Source organism: Caulobacter sp. GW822-FHT01G02 (assembly GCF_058802865.1).
Genome location: NZ_JBXAON010000004.1, coordinates 470,080 through 486,642, shown reverse-complemented (window position 1 = coordinate 486,642; position 16,563 = coordinate 470,080). Strand labels below are relative to the sequence as shown.

General features: G+C 68.1%; 13 protein-coding genes. 9 read left to right on the top strand and 4 right to left on the bottom strand.

Translation table 11 applies throughout. The annotated features are described in order from the left end of the window. The first annotated feature begins 54 nt into the window (after nt 1-54). The 7 genes from AC1RNC_RS14605 to AC1RNC_RS14575 all read left to right on the top strand — a co-directional run bounded on the left by AC1RNC_RS14605 (nt 55) and on the right by AC1RNC_RS14575 (nt 9,718). On the top strand, nt 55-1,680 hold the full coding sequence (locus tag AC1RNC_RS14605) for an alpha/beta hydrolase (protein WP_492887103.1): 1,626 nt from the start codon (nt 55-57) through the stop codon (nt 1,678-1,680). A gap of 63 nt (nt 1,681-1,743) precedes the next feature. Beyond that, nucleotides 1,744-2,430, top strand: coding sequence for a hypothetical protein (locus AC1RNC_RS14600; protein ID WP_492887102.1), 687 nt, complete (start codon nt 1,744-1,746; stop codon nt 2,428-2,430). A 278-nt stretch (nt 2,431-2,708) separates the two neighbouring features. Next, entirely contained in the window at nt 2,709-3,908 is a 1,200-nt protein-coding gene (sucC, locus tag AC1RNC_RS14595; protein WP_492887101.1) for an ADP-forming succinate--CoA ligase subunit beta, read from the top strand. After that, on the top strand, nt 3,909-4,793 hold the full coding sequence (sucD, locus tag AC1RNC_RS14590) for a succinate--CoA ligase subunit alpha (RefSeq protein WP_492836516.1): 885 nt from the start codon (nt 3,909-3,911) through the stop codon (nt 4,791-4,793). A gap of 176 nt (nt 4,794-4,969) precedes the next feature. Then, nucleotides 4,970-7,933 (top strand): 2-oxoglutarate dehydrogenase E1 component, encoded by a 2,964-nt coding sequence (locus AC1RNC_RS14585; protein WP_492887100.1) that lies wholly within the window; start codon nt 4,970-4,972, stop codon nt 7,931-7,933. A 57-nt stretch (nt 7,934-7,990) separates the two neighbouring features. Next, nucleotides 7,991-9,223: a 2-oxoglutarate dehydrogenase complex dihydrolipoyllysine-residue succinyltransferase gene (gene odhB / locus AC1RNC_RS14580; protein ID WP_492887099.1), complete on the top strand. Its 1,233-nt coding sequence runs from the start codon at nt 7,991-7,993 to the stop codon at nt 9,221-9,223. Between the two features lie 150 nt (nt 9,224-9,373). Continuing rightward, a complete protein-coding gene (locus AC1RNC_RS14575; protein ID WP_492887098.1) occupies nt 9,374-9,718 on the top strand; it encodes a DUF3088 family protein in 345 nt (114 codons plus the stop codon). On the opposite strand, the gene AC1RNC_RS14570 is transcribed toward AC1RNC_RS14575, so the two are convergent. Beyond that, the gene (locus tag AC1RNC_RS14570) at nt 9,715-10,401 is read right to left on the bottom strand and encodes an AcvB/VirJ family lysyl-phosphatidylglycerol hydrolase (RefSeq protein WP_492887097.1); all 687 of its coding nucleotides are present in this window, start codon (nt 10,399-10,401) and stop codon (nt 9,715-9,717) included. The two genes, AC1RNC_RS14575 and AC1RNC_RS14570, sit on opposite strands and share 4 nt — an antisense overlap. Before the next feature lie 263 nt (nt 10,402-10,664). On the opposite strand from AC1RNC_RS14570, the gene lpdA reads away from it, so the two are divergent. Both lpdA and AC1RNC_RS14560 read left to right on the top strand, forming a co-directional pair. Beyond that, entirely contained in the window at nt 10,665-12,065 is a 1,401-nt protein-coding gene (gene lpdA / locus AC1RNC_RS14565; protein WP_492887096.1) for a dihydrolipoyl dehydrogenase, read from the top strand. Between the two features lie 91 nt (nt 12,066-12,156). Next, the gene (locus AC1RNC_RS14560) at nt 12,157-12,609 is read left to right on the top strand and encodes a hypothetical protein (protein ID WP_492887095.1); all 453 of its coding nucleotides are present in this window, start codon (nt 12,157-12,159) and stop codon (nt 12,607-12,609) included. A 129-nt stretch (nt 12,610-12,738) separates the two neighbouring features. On the opposite strand, the gene AC1RNC_RS14555 is transcribed toward AC1RNC_RS14560, so the two are convergent. The 3 genes from AC1RNC_RS14555 to AC1RNC_RS14545 form a co-directional block, all read right to left on the bottom strand. Then, nucleotides 12,739-14,724, bottom strand: coding sequence for a methyl-accepting chemotaxis protein (locus AC1RNC_RS14555; RefSeq protein ID WP_492887094.1), 1,986 nt, complete (start codon nt 14,722-14,724; stop codon nt 12,739-12,741). 139 nt (nt 14,725-14,863) lie between these two features. After that, nucleotides 14,864-15,793: a tyrosine recombinase XerC gene (locus AC1RNC_RS14550; RefSeq protein ID WP_492887093.1), complete on the bottom strand. Its 930-nt coding sequence runs from the start codon at nt 15,791-15,793 to the stop codon at nt 14,864-14,866. Continuing rightward, entirely contained in the window at nt 15,790-16,467 is a 678-nt protein-coding gene (locus tag AC1RNC_RS14545; RefSeq protein ID WP_492887092.1) for a DUF484 family protein, read from the bottom strand. Before AC1RNC_RS14545 ends, AC1RNC_RS14550 begins: the two co-directional genes overlap by 4 nt. Nucleotides 16,468-16,563: the final 96 nt, after the last annotated feature.

Below are 16,563 nucleotides of genomic sequence, written 5' to 3'. Positions count from 1 at the left end.
CATGGCCAATCTCTCGCCCAGTTTTTTTGGGGCCAAGTTTTGGGGGGCGCGACCATGCGGGCGATGATCAGGGGTGGGATCGTAACGGCGGCGATGCTGCTGGCGGTGAGCGGCGCTCAGGCCTGGGCGGCCGACGGCCATCCGATCCTGCAGGTCCAGGTGGGAGCCCAGATCCAGGGACCGGTCTCGGGCCGCCTGCTGGTCTTCGCCCAGCCCCTGGCCGCGGCCAAGGCCGGCGCCAGGGACGGCGTGATCGAGAGCGTCGAGGCCAATCCGTTCGAGGGCCAGGGCCAGGTCGCCGCGCGTGAGGTCGGCACGGTCGGGGCCGGCGCCACGGTCGAGATCGATCTGGACGGCGTCGCCGCCCCGCAAGTGTTCTCCAAGCTGCCGCCGGGCGAGTACGCGGTCCAGGCCGTGCTCGATCAGAACCACAGCTACAATTACGGCGGCCGGGGCGGCGGCGATCTGGTCAGCCCGGTCACCACCGTGACCCTGCCGCTGGCCGCCGGGACCAAGCTCGTCCTAGACAAGGTCGAGCCGGCCTACGACCCCTTCAAGCTGCCGCCGGAAGCGCCCAAGGCGGCCGTCGATCGCCTCGCCGCGGCCAGGCCGCACATCGCGCCGGTGAACTTCGTCAGCCCCGCGCTCAGCGCCTTCTTCGGTCGGCCGATCACCATGAAGGGCTGGGTCCTGACCCCGCCCGGCTACGAGACCGGCAAGGAACGCTATCCGACGGTCTATTACACCCACGGCTTCGGCGGCTCGAACGAGCACCTGGTGAACCAGGCGACCCGCATGTACGACCTGATGGCCAAGGGCGAGGCCCCGCCGATGATCTGGGTCTATCTGGACGAGAGCAGCGCCACCGGCACCCACGAGTTCGCCGACAGCCTCAACAACGGTCCCTGGGGCAAGGTCCTGACCGAGGAGCTGATCCCGGACCTGGAAAAGCGCTGGCGCATGGACGCCAAGCCTACGAGTCGTTTCCTCAACGGCCACTCCTCGGGCGGCTGGGCGACCCTGTGGCTGCAGACCCGCTATCCGAAGGTGTTCGGCGGAACCTGGTCGACCTCGCCGGACCCCAGCGATTTCCACGACTTCACGGGCGTGGACCTCTACGCCCCCAACGCCAACGTCTACTACAAGCCGGACGGCTCCTTGCGTCCCATCGCCCGCGACCACGACAAGGTGCTGGCGACGCTGAAGGACATGGTCGCGCTGGAGGAGGTTCTGGGCGAGTACGGCGGCCAGTTCGGTTCGTTCGACTGGGTGTTCTCGCCGCGCGGTCCGGCCGGCCGGCCGCTGCCGATGTTCGACCGGGCGACCGGCGCGGTCGATCCCGCCGTCGTCGCCTACTGGAGCCAGCACTACGACATCGCCGCGCGGCTGAAGGCGAACTGGCCGGCGCTGAAGCCCGATCTGGACGGCAAGGTCCGCCTGATCGTCGGCACGGCCGACACCTTCTATCTGGACGGTTCGGCCCGCAGGCTGGAAGCGGTGATGAAGGGGCTCGGGGCCAAGACCGACTTCCGCTACCTGAAGGACAAGACGCACGGCGACCTCTACCAGGTCGGTGACGACCGCCAGGCCCTGATGAAGCAGATCGCCTGGGAGATGTACGCCGTGGCCCGGCCGGGCGCGAAGCCGCCCGCGCCGATTCCCGCCGCGCCCAGAGGTTGAGATAACGCCGATCTGTGGCAAGCTCCGCCGGGTCGCCTAGCCGGCGCTCGGGGGTAACTTGCCATGAAGTCCGTCGCCATCGCACTTTCACTCGCTCTGGGTCTGGCTCTGACCGTTCCCGCCCAGGCCGCGCCGCCGGCCGGGACCGAGAAGGTCAAGTTGTCGGGCAAGAAGGGGCCCAGCCTGTTCCGGCCCGGCTTCCAGCTGGGCGAGTACGACGGCGACGCCACGGTCAAGAGCAGCAAGAGCTCGGTGACCGGCGTCTTCGAGGGCGGCAAGGCCAGCGTCGAGATGACGGTCAACGGCCCGGGCCTGGGCCCGGTCGAGGTGGCCTGCGGCGGCGGCCAGAGCCGGCTGGGCCTGGGCTGGATTACCTTCGACCGCGACAAGCTGCAGTTCTTCTGCACGCTCTCGGGCCCCGGCGCGGGGGCCGACGCGACCTTCGCCCTGGCCAGCGCCAAGGGCGGCGGCCTTCTCAAGAACCTCCAGCAGCCGCAGCGCGCCGCCGAGCTGCGCTTCGGCGGCCTGAACATCCGGGCGCGCACGGAACAGGTCGGCGGCCTGCCGATCGGCGGCGGGGCGACGATCGGCTACGTGTTCAGTCGCGACGGGGTCGACATCGGCGGGGTGGACCTGGCCGCCATGCAGCCGACCGCCTACTTGCCGCCCAAGGGCTCGAAGGATCGTGACGCGGTCGCGGTGCTGTCGCTGATCCTGATCTTCTTCAAGGACCCCGGCCGCCAGCGGTGATCCCGCGATGATCTCGCCTTGATCTGGGCGCCAACGGCTGACACGATCCATGACACCGGGGGACAACTGTTCCGGCGCGAGATTTTGTGACCGGTAACAGCTACGCGGGGTCAAGGGCTTCCCGTGCCCTGAGCGCCCAGATGCCCGGCGCGGGTGTCTCGTCGGACAAGATAAGCACGCAAGCCCTCACCTTATCGTCTTCGTGCGGTTGCGCCTGCGAAATAGCGCTCCTATAACCCGGCCACATTTCAGAAAGCCGTCGTCGAGACCGGGCCCTCATGAACATCCACGAACATCAAGCCAAAGCCGTACTCGCCGAGTTCGGCGCTCCCGTGCCGCGCGGCTTCGCCGCCTTCACTCCGGATGAAGCCGCCGCCGCCGCCGAAAAGCTCGGCACGCCGGTCTTCGTCGTGAAGAGCCAGATCCACGCCGGTGGCCGCGGCAAGGGCAAGTTCGAGGGCCTGGGCCCCGACGCCAAGGGCGGCGTCCGCGTCGTCAAGTCGGTCGAAGAGGTCCGCACGAACGCCCAGGAAATGCTCGGCCGCGTGCTGGTGACCCACCAGACCGGTCCCAAGGGCAAGCAGGTCAACCGCCTCTACATCGAAGAAGGCGCGGCGATCGCCAAGGAATTCTACCTGTCGCTTCTCGTCGACCGCGCCTCAAGCAAGGTCTCGGTGGTCGCCTCGACCGAAGGCGGCATGGACATCGAGGATGTCGCCCACTCGACGCCCGAGAAGATCCACACCTTCACCATCGACCCGGCGACGGGCGTGTGGCCGACCCACCAGCGCGCCCTGGCCAAGGCCCTGGGCCTGACCGGCGGCCTGGCCAAGGAAGCGGCTTCGCTGCTGACCCAGCTCTATACGGCGTTCATGGCCAAGGACATGGCCATGCTGGAGATCAACCCGCTGATCGTGACGGCGGATGATCACCTGCGCGTCCTGGACGCCAAGCTGTCGTTCGACGGCAACAGCCTGTTCCGTCACCCGGACATCAAGGCGCTGCGCGACGAGAGCGAAGAAGACCCCAAGGAAATCGAAGCCTCGAAATACGACCTGGCCTATATCGCCCTGGACGGCGAAATCGGCTGCATGGTCAACGGCGCGGGCCTGGCCATGGCCACCATGGACATCATCAAGCTGTACGGCGCCGAGCCGGCCAACTTCCTGGATGTCGGCGGCGGCGCCAGCAAGGAGAAGGTCACCGCGGCCTTCAAGATCATCACCGCCGATCCGGCCGTGAAGGGCATCCTGGTCAACATCTTCGGCGGCATCATGCGCTGCGACATCATCGCGGAAGGCGTCATCGCCGCCGTGAAGGAAGTCGGCCTGCAGGTTCCGCTCGTTGTCCGCCTGGAAGGCACCAACGTCGAACTCGGTAAGAAAATCATCTCGGAAAGCGGCCTGAACGTCATCGCCGCCAACGACCTGTCTGACGGCGCCGAAAAGATCGTCGCGGCCGTGAAGGGTGCTCGCTAAATGTCGATCCTCATCGGTTCTGAAACCAAGGTCATCTGCCAGGGCATCACCGGCGCCCAGGGCACGTTCCACTCCGAACAGGCCATCGCCTACGGCACCAAGATGGTCGGCGGCGTCACGCCGGGCAAGGGCGGCCAGACCCACATCGGCCTGCCGGTGTTCGACACGGTCGGCGAAGCCAAGGAAGCCACCGGCGCCGACGCCTCGGTGATCTACGTCCCGCCGCCCTTCGCGGCCGACTCGATCCTGGAAGCCATCGAAGCCGAGATCCCGCTGATCATCTGCATCACCGAAGGCATCCCGGTGCTGGACATGGTCAAGGTCAAGAAGGCGCTGCAAGGCTCGCGTTCGCGCCTGATCGGCCCGAACTGCCCGGGCGTCCTGACGCCGAACCAGTGTAAGATCGGCATCATGCCGGGCGGCATCTTCTCGGCGGGCTCGGTCGGCGTCGTGTCGCGTTCGGGCACCCTGACCTATGAAGCCGTGTTCCAGACCACCAATGCGGGCCTGGGCCAGACCACGGCCGTCGGCATCGGCGGCGACCCGGTCAAGGGCACCGAGTTCATCGACGTGCTGGAACTGTTCCTGGCCGACGAAGCCACCAAGTCGATCGTCATGATCGGTGAAATCGGCGGCGCGGCCGAAGAAGAAGCGGCCCAGTTCCTGAAGGACGAAGCCAAGCGCGGCCGCAGCAAGCCCATGGTCGGCTTCATCGCCGGTCGCACGGCCCCTCCCGGCCGTCACATGGGTCACGCCGGCGCCATCGTTTCGGGCGGCAAGGGCGGCGCCGAGGACAAGATCGCGGCGATGGAAGAAGCGGGCATCCGCGTCTCGCCTTCGCCGGCCAAGCTGGGCGAGACCCTGCTGGAAGTCCTGAAGGGCTAACTAGACACCGAAACCCCGCCTCGCGCGGGGCCCAGGTTTTTTGCGACCGCCAGTCGACGATCCGAAAAAATCACCTGGGCCCCGCCGTTCGACGGGCGCCCGGGCGATTGAGAGACTATATTTACGGGCTATGCGGTAGCGCTCCCGTAGAGCATCCGGATCTAAGGCGAAGAACGATGGCGGACGACGCAGGCATCATCAACCAGGTCTTGACCGAGACCAGCTTCCTCTACGGCGCCAACGCGGCGTTCGTGGAGGATCTCTACGCCCAGTGGGCGGAGAACCCTGGATCGGTCGAACCTTCGTGGAACGCCTTCTTCGCCAGCCTCGCCGAGCAGGCCGACCAGGTTAAGCGCGCCGCGCAAGACCCGGCCTGGACGCCCAAGAAGGTGCCGTCCGTCCGTCCCGACTGGCTGTCGGCCCTGGACGGCCAGTGGGCCACCGTCGCCCCCGCCGTCGAAGCCAAGATCGCCAAGGCCGTCGAGGGCAAGGCTCCCGGCGCCTCCGCCGAGGCCGTCCGCGCCGCCACGCTGGACAGCCTCCGCGCCATCATGATGATCCGGGCCTACCGGATGCGCGGTCACCTGGCCGCCAATCTCGACCCGCTGGGCCTGGAGCCGCCGAAGCCCGCCCCGGAACTGGATCCGGCCACCTACGGCTTCTCGGACGCCGACTACGACCGGCCGATCTTCCTCGACTTCGTCATGGGCATGGAAACCTCGACGATCCGCGAGATGCTCGAGATCCTGCGCCGCACCTACTGCGGCAATGTCGGCGTGCAGTACATGCACATCTCGGATCCGCACGAGAAGGCCTGGCTGCAGGAGCGCATCGAGGGTCGCGACAAGGAGATCGTGTTCTCCAAGGAGGGCAAGGTCGCCATCCTGAAGAAGCTGATCGAGACCGAGGGTTTCGAGAAGTTCCTGCACAAGCGCTTCCCAGGCACCAAGCGCTTCGGCCTGGACGGCGGCGAATCCATGGTCCCGGCCATGGAGCAGATCATCAAGCGCGGCGGCGCCCTGGGCGTGAAGGATATCGTCCTGGGCATGCCGCACCGCGGTCGCCTGAACGTGCTGGCCGCCGTGATGGGCAAGCCCTACCACGTCATCTTCCACGAATTCCAAGGCGGCTCGTCGGTCCCCTCGGACGTCGAGGGCTCGGGCGACGTGAAGTATCACATGGGCGCCTCGTCGGACCGTGAGTTCGACGACAACAAGGTCCACCTGTCGCTGACCGCCAACCCGTCGCACCTGGAAATCGTCAACCCGGTCGTGATCGGCAAGGCCCGCGCCAAGCAGGCCTTCACCCTGCGCGAACAGCCGGACGCCGGTCGCGGCCACGTGTTGCCGTTGCTGCTGCACGGCGACGCGGCCTTCGCCGGCCAGGGCGTGGTGGCCGAGTGCTTCACCCTGTCGGGTCTGAAGGGCTACCGCACGGGCGGCACCATCCACTTCATCGTCAACAACCAGATCGGCTTCACGACCAGCCCGCGCTACTCGCGCAGCTCGCCTTATCCCAGCGACATGGCGCTGATGGTCGAAGCCCCGATCTTCCACGTGAACGGCGATGATCCGGAAGCCGTCGTCTTCGCCGCCAAGGTCTCGACCGAGTACCGCCAGAAGTTCGGCAAGGATGTGGTCATCGACATGGTCTGCTACCGTCGCTTCGGTCACAACGAAGGCGACGATCCGACCATGACGTCGCCGATCATGTACGCCAAGATCAAGGGCCACCCGCCGACCCGCGAGCTCTACGCCAACCGCCTGATCGGCGAAGGCGTGATCAGCCAAGCCGAGTCGGACGCCTGGGTCGGCGAGTTCGAGAAGTTCCTCGACGCCGAGTTCGACGCCGGCAAGACCTACAAGGCCAACAAGGCCGACTGGCTGGACGGCAAGTGGAAGGGCCTGGCGCTGCCGGGCGACGAAGAGCGTCGCGGCAAGACCGCCTTCCCCAAGACCCGCCTGCTGGAAATCGGTCGCCAGATCACCACGATCCCGGACCGCATCAACGCCCACAAGACCGTCAAGCGCGCCATCGACAATCGCCGTGAAGCGATCGAGAAGGGCGAGGGCATCGATTGGGGCACCGCCGAGCACCTGGCCTTCGCCACCCTGCTCGACGAGGGCTTCCCGGTCCGCCTGTCGGGCCAGGACTCGGTGCGCGGCACCTTCACCCAGCGCCACTCGGACGTCATCGACCAGACGACCGAGGAGCACTACACGCCGCTGAACAACATCCGCGCCGGCCAGGCCCACTATGAAGTGATCGACTCGGCCCTCTCGGAAGAGGCGGTGCTGGGCTTCGAATACGGCTTCTCGCTGGCCGACCCGAACACCCTGACCCTGTGGGAAGGCCAGTTCGGCGACTTCGTGAACGGCGCCCAGGTGGTCATCGACCAGTTCATCAGCTCGGGCGAACGCAAGTGGCTGCGGATGAGCGGCCTCGTCATGCTGCTGCCGCACGGCTATGAAGGCCAAGGCCCCGAGCACAGCTCGGCCCGCCTGGAGCGCTTCCTGCAGTCGTGCGCGGAAGACAACATGCAGGTCGTCAACTGCACGACGCCGGCCAACTACTTCCACGCCCTGCGCCGCCAGATGAACCGCGAGTTCCGCAAGCCGCTGATCGTGATGGCCCCCAAGAGCCTGCTGCGCCACAAGCGCGCCGTCTCGAACCTGGACGACTTCGCCGAAGGTTCGGCCTTCCACCGCGTGATGGTGGACGGCGCGGAAGCCGGCTGCGACGTCGGCGGCGTCACGCTGAAGAGCGACGACCAGATCAAGCGTGTCGTCATCTGCTCGGGCAAGGTCTATTTCGACCTCGTGGACCATCGCGCCAAGACCGGCCGCGACGACGTCTATCTGCTGCGTCTGGAGCAGTTCTATCCGTGGCCGATGCGGTCGCTGATGAACGTGCTGAGCCGCTTCAAGAACGCCGACCTGGTCTGGTGCCAGGAAGAGCCCAAGAACATGGGCGGCTGGACCTTCGTCGATCCGTGGCTGGAGCTGACGCTCGACAAGCTGGACATCAAGGCCAAGCGCGCCCGCTATGTGGGTCGCCCGGCCTCGGCGTCCACCGCCGCGGGCCTGATGAGCCGCCACCTGAAAGAACTCGAGACGTTCCTCAACGAGGCCTTCGCTTAAGCGTCGGACTTCGTCTTTAATTTCGCCGGACCAAACAAGAGAGACCTGGAAAGCCCCATGGCCGACATCATGACCCCCGCCCTCGGCGAATCCGTCACGGAAGCGACGGTCGCCCGCTGGACCAAGAAGGCCGGGGAGGCCGTGAAGAAGGACGAGATCCTCGTCGAGCTGGAAACCGACAAGGTCAGCCTCGAAGTGGCCTCGCCCGCCGACGGCGTGCTGTCGGCCATCGGCGCCGAAGAAGGCGCGACCGTCGTTCCGGGCACGGTCCTGGGCGTGGTGACCGAAGGCGCGACCGCGTCGGCCGCTCCGGCCGCCGCCGCCCCGGCCCCGAAGGCCGCCGCTCCGGCTCCGACCCCCGCGCCGACCCCGGCTCCGGCGCCCGCTCCGGCCGCCGCCGCCGCCCCGACCGCCGCCCCGGTCAGCCCGGCGCCGGCCCGGATCGCCGCCGAGGCGGGCCTTGACCTGTCGAAGGTCGCGGGCACCGGCAAGGACGGTCGCGTGACCAAGGGCGACGCCCTGGCCGCTCTGGAAGCCCGCGCCGCGGCTCCGGCCCCGGCCGCCGCCCCGGCCGCGCCGCGCGCCCTGCACGAGCGCGAGGAACGCGTGAAGATGACGCGCCTGCGTCAGACGATCGCCCGTCGCCTGAAGGAAGCCCAGAACACCGCCGCCATGCTGACGACCTTCAACGAGGTCGACATGAGCGCTGTGATGGCCCTGCGCGCCCAGTACAAGGACATCTTCGAAAAGCGCCACGGCGTGAAGCTGGGCTTCATGTCCTTCTTCACCAAGGCCGTGGTCGCCGCGCTGAAGGCGATCCCGGACGTCAACGCCGAGATCGACGGCACGGACATCGTCTACAAGAACCACTACGACATCGGCGTCGCCGTCGGCACCGACAAGGGTCTGGTGGTTCCGGTCGTCCGTGACGCCGACGCGCTGAACCTGGCCGAGATCGAAAAGGCCATCGGCGTCCTGGGCAAGAAGGCCCGCGACGGCCAGCTGTCCATCGAGGACATGCAGGGCGGCACCTTCACGATCACCAACGGCGGCATCTACGGCTCGCTGATGTCGACGCCGATCCTGAACGCGCCGCAGTCGGGCATCCTCGGCATGCACGCGATCAAGGAACGCGCCATGGTCGTCAACGGCAAGATCGAGGTCCGTCCGATGATGTACCTGGCCCTGTCCTACGACCACCGGGTCGTCGACGGCGCCGGCGCCGTGACCTTCCTGGTCAAGGTCAAGGAAGCCCTGGAAGACCCGCAGCGCCTGCTGCTGGACCTCTAAGAGACTTTGAGAAGCCCGCCCTCACCGGCGGGCTTCTTCGCTTCAAGCGCGCCAGGCGAAAGTGTGTGCGGTTTCGCCGCCTGGTGCGCGCTACTCAAAGAGGCCCCGCGCGCTATGCGTCGGGGCCGTTTTGCTTTCCGGGAGACCGTCATGGCCAAGGACACCCTCTATCTGCTGCCGATGGGCTTCGACAAAGAGGGCCAGCAACGCTTCTGCCCCGACTGCGCGATGATGGAAGGTTACCTGGCCGCCTATCCGCGACTGCGCGACGTCCTCGACATCGTCCGCGTCGACTACGCCCGCCCGCGCCCGGCCCTGGTCGAGCGCCTGGGCGAAGAGCACCAGAACGCCCCCACCCTGATCCTCGGCGAGGCCTCCCCCGACGCCGGCCCGCACGGCGAGATCCAGACGGCCAACGGCCTGAGTTTTCTCAGCGACGCCCGTCCGATCACGCGGTGGCTGGCGGCGAAGTATGGACTGCCCGCGCCGCTCTAGCGGCTGGCCTTCAGCACCGCCGCGCCGAGCGTGGCGTAGTCGCGGTTGAAGTGGTGGTCGCCGCGCAGGCGGACCTTGGTGACCTCGGCGTCGGGCAGGCTGGCGCAGATATCGGCCTTTTCCTGGTCGCCGTAGACGCAGGTGATCTTCAGGCCGTTCAGCGCGGCGATGGCCGGGCCGACCGGAAACGAGTCCGGCGTGGCGATGTTGAGCCAACTGGCGGGGTGGAACTGCAGGTCGCCGTGCGGGCCGGCGCCGATCAGCACCAGATGGCCGATGTGGCCGCGGACGTCGGCGGGCAGTTGCGGGATGATCGCCGGCAGGGCGTCGGCTCCGAACGAGTAGCCGACCAGCGTCACCTTCGAGCGGCCCCACAGGCGCTCGTACGATCGCAGGGCCTGGGCCAGGTCGGCGGCGGCGCCGGCGGGCGAGCGCTTGGTGGTGAAATAGCTCAGCGAATTGACGCCCAGCGTCGGCACGCCGTTGTCGGCCAGATATTGGGTCACGCCCTGATCCAGGGCCGCCCAGCCGCCGTCGCCCGAATAGAACACCGCCAGAGTGTCGCCGGCCTTGCCGCTGGCGACCGGGATCTGGTCCAAGCCAGACGCCGAGGCGGCGAGGGGCGTCGCGGCGCTGAGCGCGACGGTGGCGAGGGCGGCGATGAGGCGGGCGCGAAGGGTCATGCTGGTATGACGCCACCGAGCCGTGGCGCTCTCCAGGCGAGCTGATGTCAAGCTTGTGGCGGTCCCCGCGGCGGGTCGTCGCGCCGGGTTTGAACAGGTCGGCCATTCTCCTTGGTTTTCAAGGCCGCGGGCGTCGAAAGCGGGTTCCGTTTTGGGCCGCATGCCTCTAAGGAACACGCGCCTCCAGAGGTCTGACAATTGGCCGGCGAGGCCCCATATTTGTCCGGCGCCGTTCTCCGGCGCGTCCTCGAGGCGATAGACCCATGGCTCAATACGACGTCGTCATCATCGGTGGCGGTCCCGGCGGCTACAACGCCGCGATCCGCGCGGGTCAGCTCGGCTTGAAGACCGCGATCGTCGAGTCGCGGGGCAAGCTGGGCGGCACCTGCCTGAACGTCGGCTGCATGCCCTCGAAGGCGCTGCTGCACGCCTCGGAAATGTACGCCGCCGCGACGGGCCCCGAGTTCGCCAAGCTGGGCATCGAGGTCAAGCCGAAGCTGAACCTGCCGCAGATGATGGCCCAGAAGGCCGAGAGCGTCGAAGCCCTGACCAAGGGCGTCGAGTTCCTGATGAAGAAGAACAAGGTCGAGTACGTGAAGGGCTGGGGCCGCATCGACGGCGCTGGCAAGGTGATCGTGAAGGCCGAGGACGGCTCGGAAACCGTGCTCGAGACCAAGAACATCGTCATCGCCACCGGCTCGGAGCCGACCCCGCTGCCGGGCGTGACGATCGATAACAAGCGTATCGTCGATTCGACCGGAACCCTGTCGTTGCCGGAAGTGCCCAAGTCGCTGATCGTCGTCGGCGCTGGCGTCATCGGCCTGGAGCTGGGCTCGGTGTGGAAGCGCCTGGGCGCCGAAGTCACCGTCGTCGAGTACCTGGACCGCATCCTGCCGGGCACGGACACCGAGGTGGCCAACGCCTTCCAGAAGATCCTGACCAAGCAAGGCTTCAAGTTCTCGCTGGGCGCCAAGGTCACGGGCGCCGTCGCCTCGGCCAAGGGCGTCAAGCTGACCCACGAGCCGGTCGCCGGCGGCGCGGCCGCGACGATCGAGGCCGACTACGTGCTGGTCGCCATCGGCCGCCGTCCGTTCACCCAAGGCCTGGGCCTGGAGACGGTCGGCATCACGCCGGACAAGCGCGGCATGATCGCCAACGACCACTTCAAGACCGGCGTCGCCGGCATCTGGGTGGTCGGCGACGTGACCTCGGGTCCGATGCTGGCCCACAAGGCCGAGGACGAGGGCGTGGCCTGCATCGAGCTGATCGCGGGCAAGGCCGGCCACGTCAACTACGACATCATCCCGGGCGTCATCTATACGAGCCCCGAAGTCGCCACGGTCGGCAAGACCGAGGAAGACCTGAAGGCCGCCGGGATCGCCTACAAGGTCGGCAAGTTCCCGTTCCTGGCCAACAGCCGCGCCAAGATCAACCACGAGACCGACGGCTTCGTGAAGATCCTGGCCGACGCCAAGACCGACCGCATCCTGGGCGCCCACGCCGTCGGCCCCAATGTCGGCGACATGATCGCCGAGGTCTGCGTGACCATGGAGTTCGGCGGCGCCTCGGAAGACATCGCCCGCACCTGCCACCCGCACCCGACCCGTTCGGAGGCGATCCGCCAGGCCGCCATGGGCGTCGAAGGCTGGACGATGCAGGCCTGACCAGGCAGGCGTAACAGCCCTTTACGATAGTTGATGACCGCGTCCGTCAATCGGACGTAGAGTGGCGGGGTTTCGGCAACGGAGCCCCGCCATGCTTTTGTCCGTGATGACCCTCGCCGTCCTGCTGCAGGCCGCGCCAGCTGTGGCCACTGCCGTGGTTATACCGGAGGCCGCCCCTGTGGCCGGCCATACGGATTATCTATTTCGGCCAAAGCCGTCCGATACGGACCCGCGCGTGGATCAGTTGAGGATGCGGCTCCCCAAGGCCGCTGGCCCGAAGGCCGCCGATGAGGCGGGCGCCAGACGCTTCGCATCGCCGTCATCCAAGATGAAGCCGCCGCGACGGTCCCGGCCGGACTTCGTGCGCAACCCACAGATGACGAGCTGTGATCGCGACGGACTGACCAACGCCGGCCATCCCGACACCCCGGAGGTCCAGCCGCTGTCGAAGATGCCCAAGGCCCATGCCGAGCGCGCCGTGGTTCGCTTGGTCGACGGCTGCCCCGTGCCCGTCCTGATCGCCCAGCGGACGCCCGCGCGTTAGATTCGAGGGCGCCCTCAAGAAAAAACCCCGCCGGCGGACCGGCGGGGCTGTACGCGTTTTCGAGGGGAGGAACGCCCGAGGGGCGGGCGCTTACGCTTACTGAACCTGGTGTGCCGCGCGGGCGCGGGATCAGAACTCTTCCCAGTCCTCGCTGGCGCCGACGGCCTTGGCCAGCTTGGCCTGGACGGAGGCGACCGGGTTGACTCCGGGACGGCTGGCCGTGCTGGCCAGGGCCGGGCCTCGGCTCGGGGCCGGAGCCGCCGCGCGCGGCGCCGGGGCGGCCGGGCGGTGCGTCGGGCGAGCCGAGCTGCTGGCGGTGTTCGCCACCGCGCCATTGACGCGGAAGCGGCTGATCATCTGCATCAGATTGCCGGCCTCGCCCTTCAGGGCGTGCGAGGCGGCGGTCGACTGCTCGACCATGGCGGCGTTCTGCTGGACGGTCTGGTCCATCTGGTTGACGGCGGCGTTGACCTGGTTGAGGCCGGTGGCCTGTTCCTGGCCCGAGGCCGCGATCTCGCTGACCAGGGCGTCGATCTCGCCGACCTTGCCGACGATGGCCTGCAGGGCCTCGCCGGTCTGGCCGACCATAGAGACGCCTTGGTTGACCTGCTGCGATGAGGTCGAGATCAGGGTCTTGATCTCCTTGGCGGCGTCGGCCGAGCGCTGGGCCAGGGCGCGAACTTCCTGGGCGACGACCGCGAAGCCGCGGCCGGCTTCACCCGCGCGGGCGGCTTCGACGCCGGCGTTCAGGGCCAGGAGGTTGGTCTGGAAGGCGATCTCGTCGATCACCCCGATGATCTGGCTGATCGATTGCGAGGACTTCTCGATCTGGTTCATGGCCTCGACGGCGTTGCGGACCACGATGCTGGAGCGCTCGGCGTCCGAACGGGTCGAGCCGACCACCTTGGAGGCTTCCTGGGCGCCGGCCGACGAGCGCTTCACCGTGGCGGTGATCTCGTCGAGGGCGGCGGCGGTTTCTTCCAGGCTGGCGGCCTGCTGCTCGCTGCGGCGCGACAGGTCGTCGGCGGCCGAGGCGATTTCGTCCGAGCCCGCGCCGATGCCGTTGGCGGCGTGGACGATGGTGCCCATGGCCTCTTCCAGCTGGGCGATGGCGCCGTTGAAGTCGTTCTGCAGGCGCTTGTAGGCCTCGGGGAACTGCTGATCGAGGCGGTAGGTCAGGTCGCCGTCCGACAGGCGGGCCAGGCCGCCAGCGATGGCTTCCATGACGAAGGCCTGCTCCTTGGCGGCGGCCTCGGCGATCTCCAGGTTGCGGCGGCGCTCGGCTTCCGTCTCCGCGTTGGCGCGGTGCTGGGCGGCCTCGGCGGTGCGCAGGGCCACGGCGTTGTCCTTGAACACCTGGACAGAGCGGGCCATGGCGCCGACCTCGTCCTTGCGCTCGGCGCCCTTGACGTCGACGTCGACGCTGCCCTGGGCCAGGACCTCCATGGTCTTGGCGGTGGCGGCCAACGGGGCGGCGATCTTCTTGGCGCCGATCCACAGCGCCAGCGCAAGAGCGGCGCCGGCGGCGATCAGGCCGAACAGGATCGAGAACACGGTGCCGGCGGCGGCTTCCTTGGAAGCCTTCTCGACCATCTCCTTGGTCTCGGCGGTGTGGGCGTTGGTGTAGGCGTTGACGTCCGCGGTCAGCTTGGTGATCTGCGGGTCGATCTCGACCATCACCATCTTGGCCGCGTCGTCCATGTCCTGCTGTCCGAGGTCCGCGCCGCTGCGGGCGCTGGCGTAGATCTTGTCGAGGCGCGCCTTGTAGCCGTCAACGGCCTTGGCCGTGTCGGGCTCGGCTTGCTTCACGCCAGCCAGCAACGCGGTGGCTTCCTTGTAGGCCGCGTCCAGATCCGCGCTGGCGGTCTTGCCCTCGATCGAGCCGCCTTCATAGGCGATCGTGCGGTAGGCCGAGTAGCCCATCGTCGCGACGCGACGGCTGAACCGCGCGATGCTCAGTTCGGCGGGCGCGCGCTGTTCCACCAGGATCTTGGTGTTGGCCTCGATCTTGCGGGCCTGGATGGCGCCAAGGCCCACGATCACCAGGGCGATCAGGGTCAGGATGACGGCGGGCAGGGCCACCTTGGTGGAGATCTTCAGATCGTCGAACTTCATCGGAGCCTCATGGCGGTACGGCTCTCGCCCGGGGGAGCGCGCGGTTTCACGTCTAGAAGACCGTCAGTCCCGTAAAATCGCGGTTAATGCTAAACCCGGATCGCTTTTCGCGACGTTCCGCCGCACTTGTCACGGACGCTCAGGCCTTCGGATGGGCGGCCGCGTAGGCGGCCAGCAGGCCAGCCGCGTCGACCTGGGTGTAGCGCTGCGTCGTCGACAGCGAGGCGTGGCCCAGCAGGTCCTGGATGGCCCGCAGGTCCGCGCCCGCGCCCAGCAGGTGGGTGGCGAAGGCGTGGCGGAAGGCGTGCGGCGTCACTCTGTCGGAGAGGCCAAGACGTCCGCGCAGGGTCTGGACCAGGGCCTGGACGTGGCGCGGCGACAGCGGCCCGCCGCGCATGGCCCGGAACAGCGGCTCGTCGGCGGTCAGCACGAACGGCAGCTCGTCCAGATAGACGGCGACGGCGGCGCGGACGGCGTCCAGCACCGGCACGATCCGGGTCTTGCCGCCCTTGCCGGTGATGCGGATGGCCTGCCCCAGCGGAGCCTGGGCGAAAGTCAGCGAAAGCGCCTCGCTGATCCGCAGGCCGCAGCCCCACAGCAGGGTCAGAACCGCCTCGTCACGGGCGGTCTCCCAGGGATCGCGCTCGGTGTCGTCGGCGGCCTGCGTGATAAGGTCGCGGGCCTGGTCCTCGGAGACGGGCCGGGGCAGGCCGATCTTCAGGCGCGGGCCGCGCACCAGCTCGACGGCGGCGTTGGCCACGCCGTGGCGCTGGTCCAGATAGCGATGAAAGGCGCGGATCGACGATAGGGCCTGCGAAATCGAGCGCGGAGCCAGAGCGTCTTCACCCTGGCGGCGGAAGGCCAGATAGCCGCGCAGGTCGGCGGCCGAGATCTCGCCCATGGCCGACAGGCTGACCGCCTCACCCCGATGGCGCTCCAGGAAGTTCAGATAGGCCAGGACGTTGTCGCCATAGGCGCGCACCGTGCGCGGCGAGGCCCGGCGCTCCAGCGTCAGGTAGTCCAGCCAGGCGGCGTAGGCCTGGCGAGCGCTCCCGACGCCCGAGGTCACAACACGGGCCAGCGTTCGGCGGTGCGCTCGACCACGCGGGCCAGGAAGTTGACCAGCTCCGTGCCCATGTCGGGGGTGAAGCCTTCCGGGTCGGTCGAGCCGAACGCGACCAGGGCCTCGCGGCGGGGCTCCCAGATCGCCATGCGGACCAGGGCCATGCTGCGGATGGTCTCGGCCTTGTCGCCGAACAGCGGCAGGGCCGGGGCGAAGAAGCCCATGCGGGCGATCGGCGCCTCGCCCAGGATCATGTCGACCTGACCCTCGGCCAGGACATGCCAGCCGGCCGGCACGCGATGCGGGCCTTCCAGGGCGATGACGCCGGCGGCCAGGCCGAAGCGCAGCTGGGTCATCTCGTCGACGCGGCGGGCGAGATCGGAATGGTTGCGGGCGTCCAGCAGGTCGATGACCGCGGCGTGGGTCTGGGCCTGGGCCGAATAGTTGGCGCGGGCGTTGGCCTCGATCGCCTGGCGGACGGTGGCCTCGCGCCTGTGGGCGGCGGCGGCGCGGGCCAGGGCGCGCGGACCGAAGTCGACGACATTGGCGGCGTCGACCCGCAGGCCCAGCTCGCCCAGCAGGTCTTCGTCGTGGCGCAGGAATTCCGGCTGGACGCGCAGGAAGTCGCGGACGCTCTCGGCGTCGACCGTTTTCCTGCTGGCGTTCGTCGCGTCGCTCATCGTCGTCCCCACCGGTAAAAAGCACTCCGTCCGGATGAAGCGGGCAAGACGGTTAATGTCCGCTTGATGACGACTCGACGGCCGCTCTCGACCTGG

Coding starts and splice junctions, on each gene's coding strand:
- AC1RNC_RS14575 (WP_492887098.1), top strand. CDS start 9,374: ATGGCCAAGGACACCCTCTATCTGCTGCCGATGGGCTTCGACAAAGAG.
- lpdA (WP_492887096.1), top strand. CDS start 10,665: ATGGCTCAATACGACGTCGTCATCATCGGTGGCGGTCCCGGCGGCTAC.
- AC1RNC_RS14605 (WP_492887103.1), top strand. CDS start 55: ATGCGGGCGATGATCAGGGGTGGGATCGTAACGGCGGCGATGCTGCTG.
- AC1RNC_RS14585 (WP_492887100.1), top strand. CDS start 4,970: ATGGCGGACGACGCAGGCATCATCAACCAGGTCTTGACCGAGACCAGC.
- sucC (WP_492887101.1), top strand. CDS start 2,709: ATGAACATCCACGAACATCAAGCCAAAGCCGTACTCGCCGAGTTCGGC.
- AC1RNC_RS14560 (WP_492887095.1), top strand. CDS start 12,157: ATGCTTTTGTCCGTGATGACCCTCGCCGTCCTGCTGCAGGCCGCGCCA.
- AC1RNC_RS14600 (WP_492887102.1), top strand. CDS start 1,744: ATGAAGTCCGTCGCCATCGCACTTTCACTCGCTCTGGGTCTGGCTCTG.
- sucD (WP_492836516.1), top strand. CDS start 3,909: ATGTCGATCCTCATCGGTTCTGAAACCAAGGTCATCTGCCAGGGCATC.
- odhB (WP_492887099.1), top strand. CDS start 7,991: ATGGCCGACATCATGACCCCCGCCCTCGGCGAATCCGTCACGGAAGCG.
- AC1RNC_RS14570 (WP_492887097.1), bottom strand. CDS start 10,401: ATGACCCTTCGCGCCCGCCTCATCGCCGCCCTCGCCACCGTCGCGCTC.
- AC1RNC_RS14545 (WP_492887092.1), bottom strand. CDS start 16,467: ATGAGCGACGCGACGAACGCCAGCAGGAAAACGGTCGACGCCGAGAGC.
- AC1RNC_RS14555 (WP_492887094.1), bottom strand. CDS start 14,724: ATGAAGTTCGACGATCTGAAGATCTCCACCAAGGTGGCCCTGCCCGCC.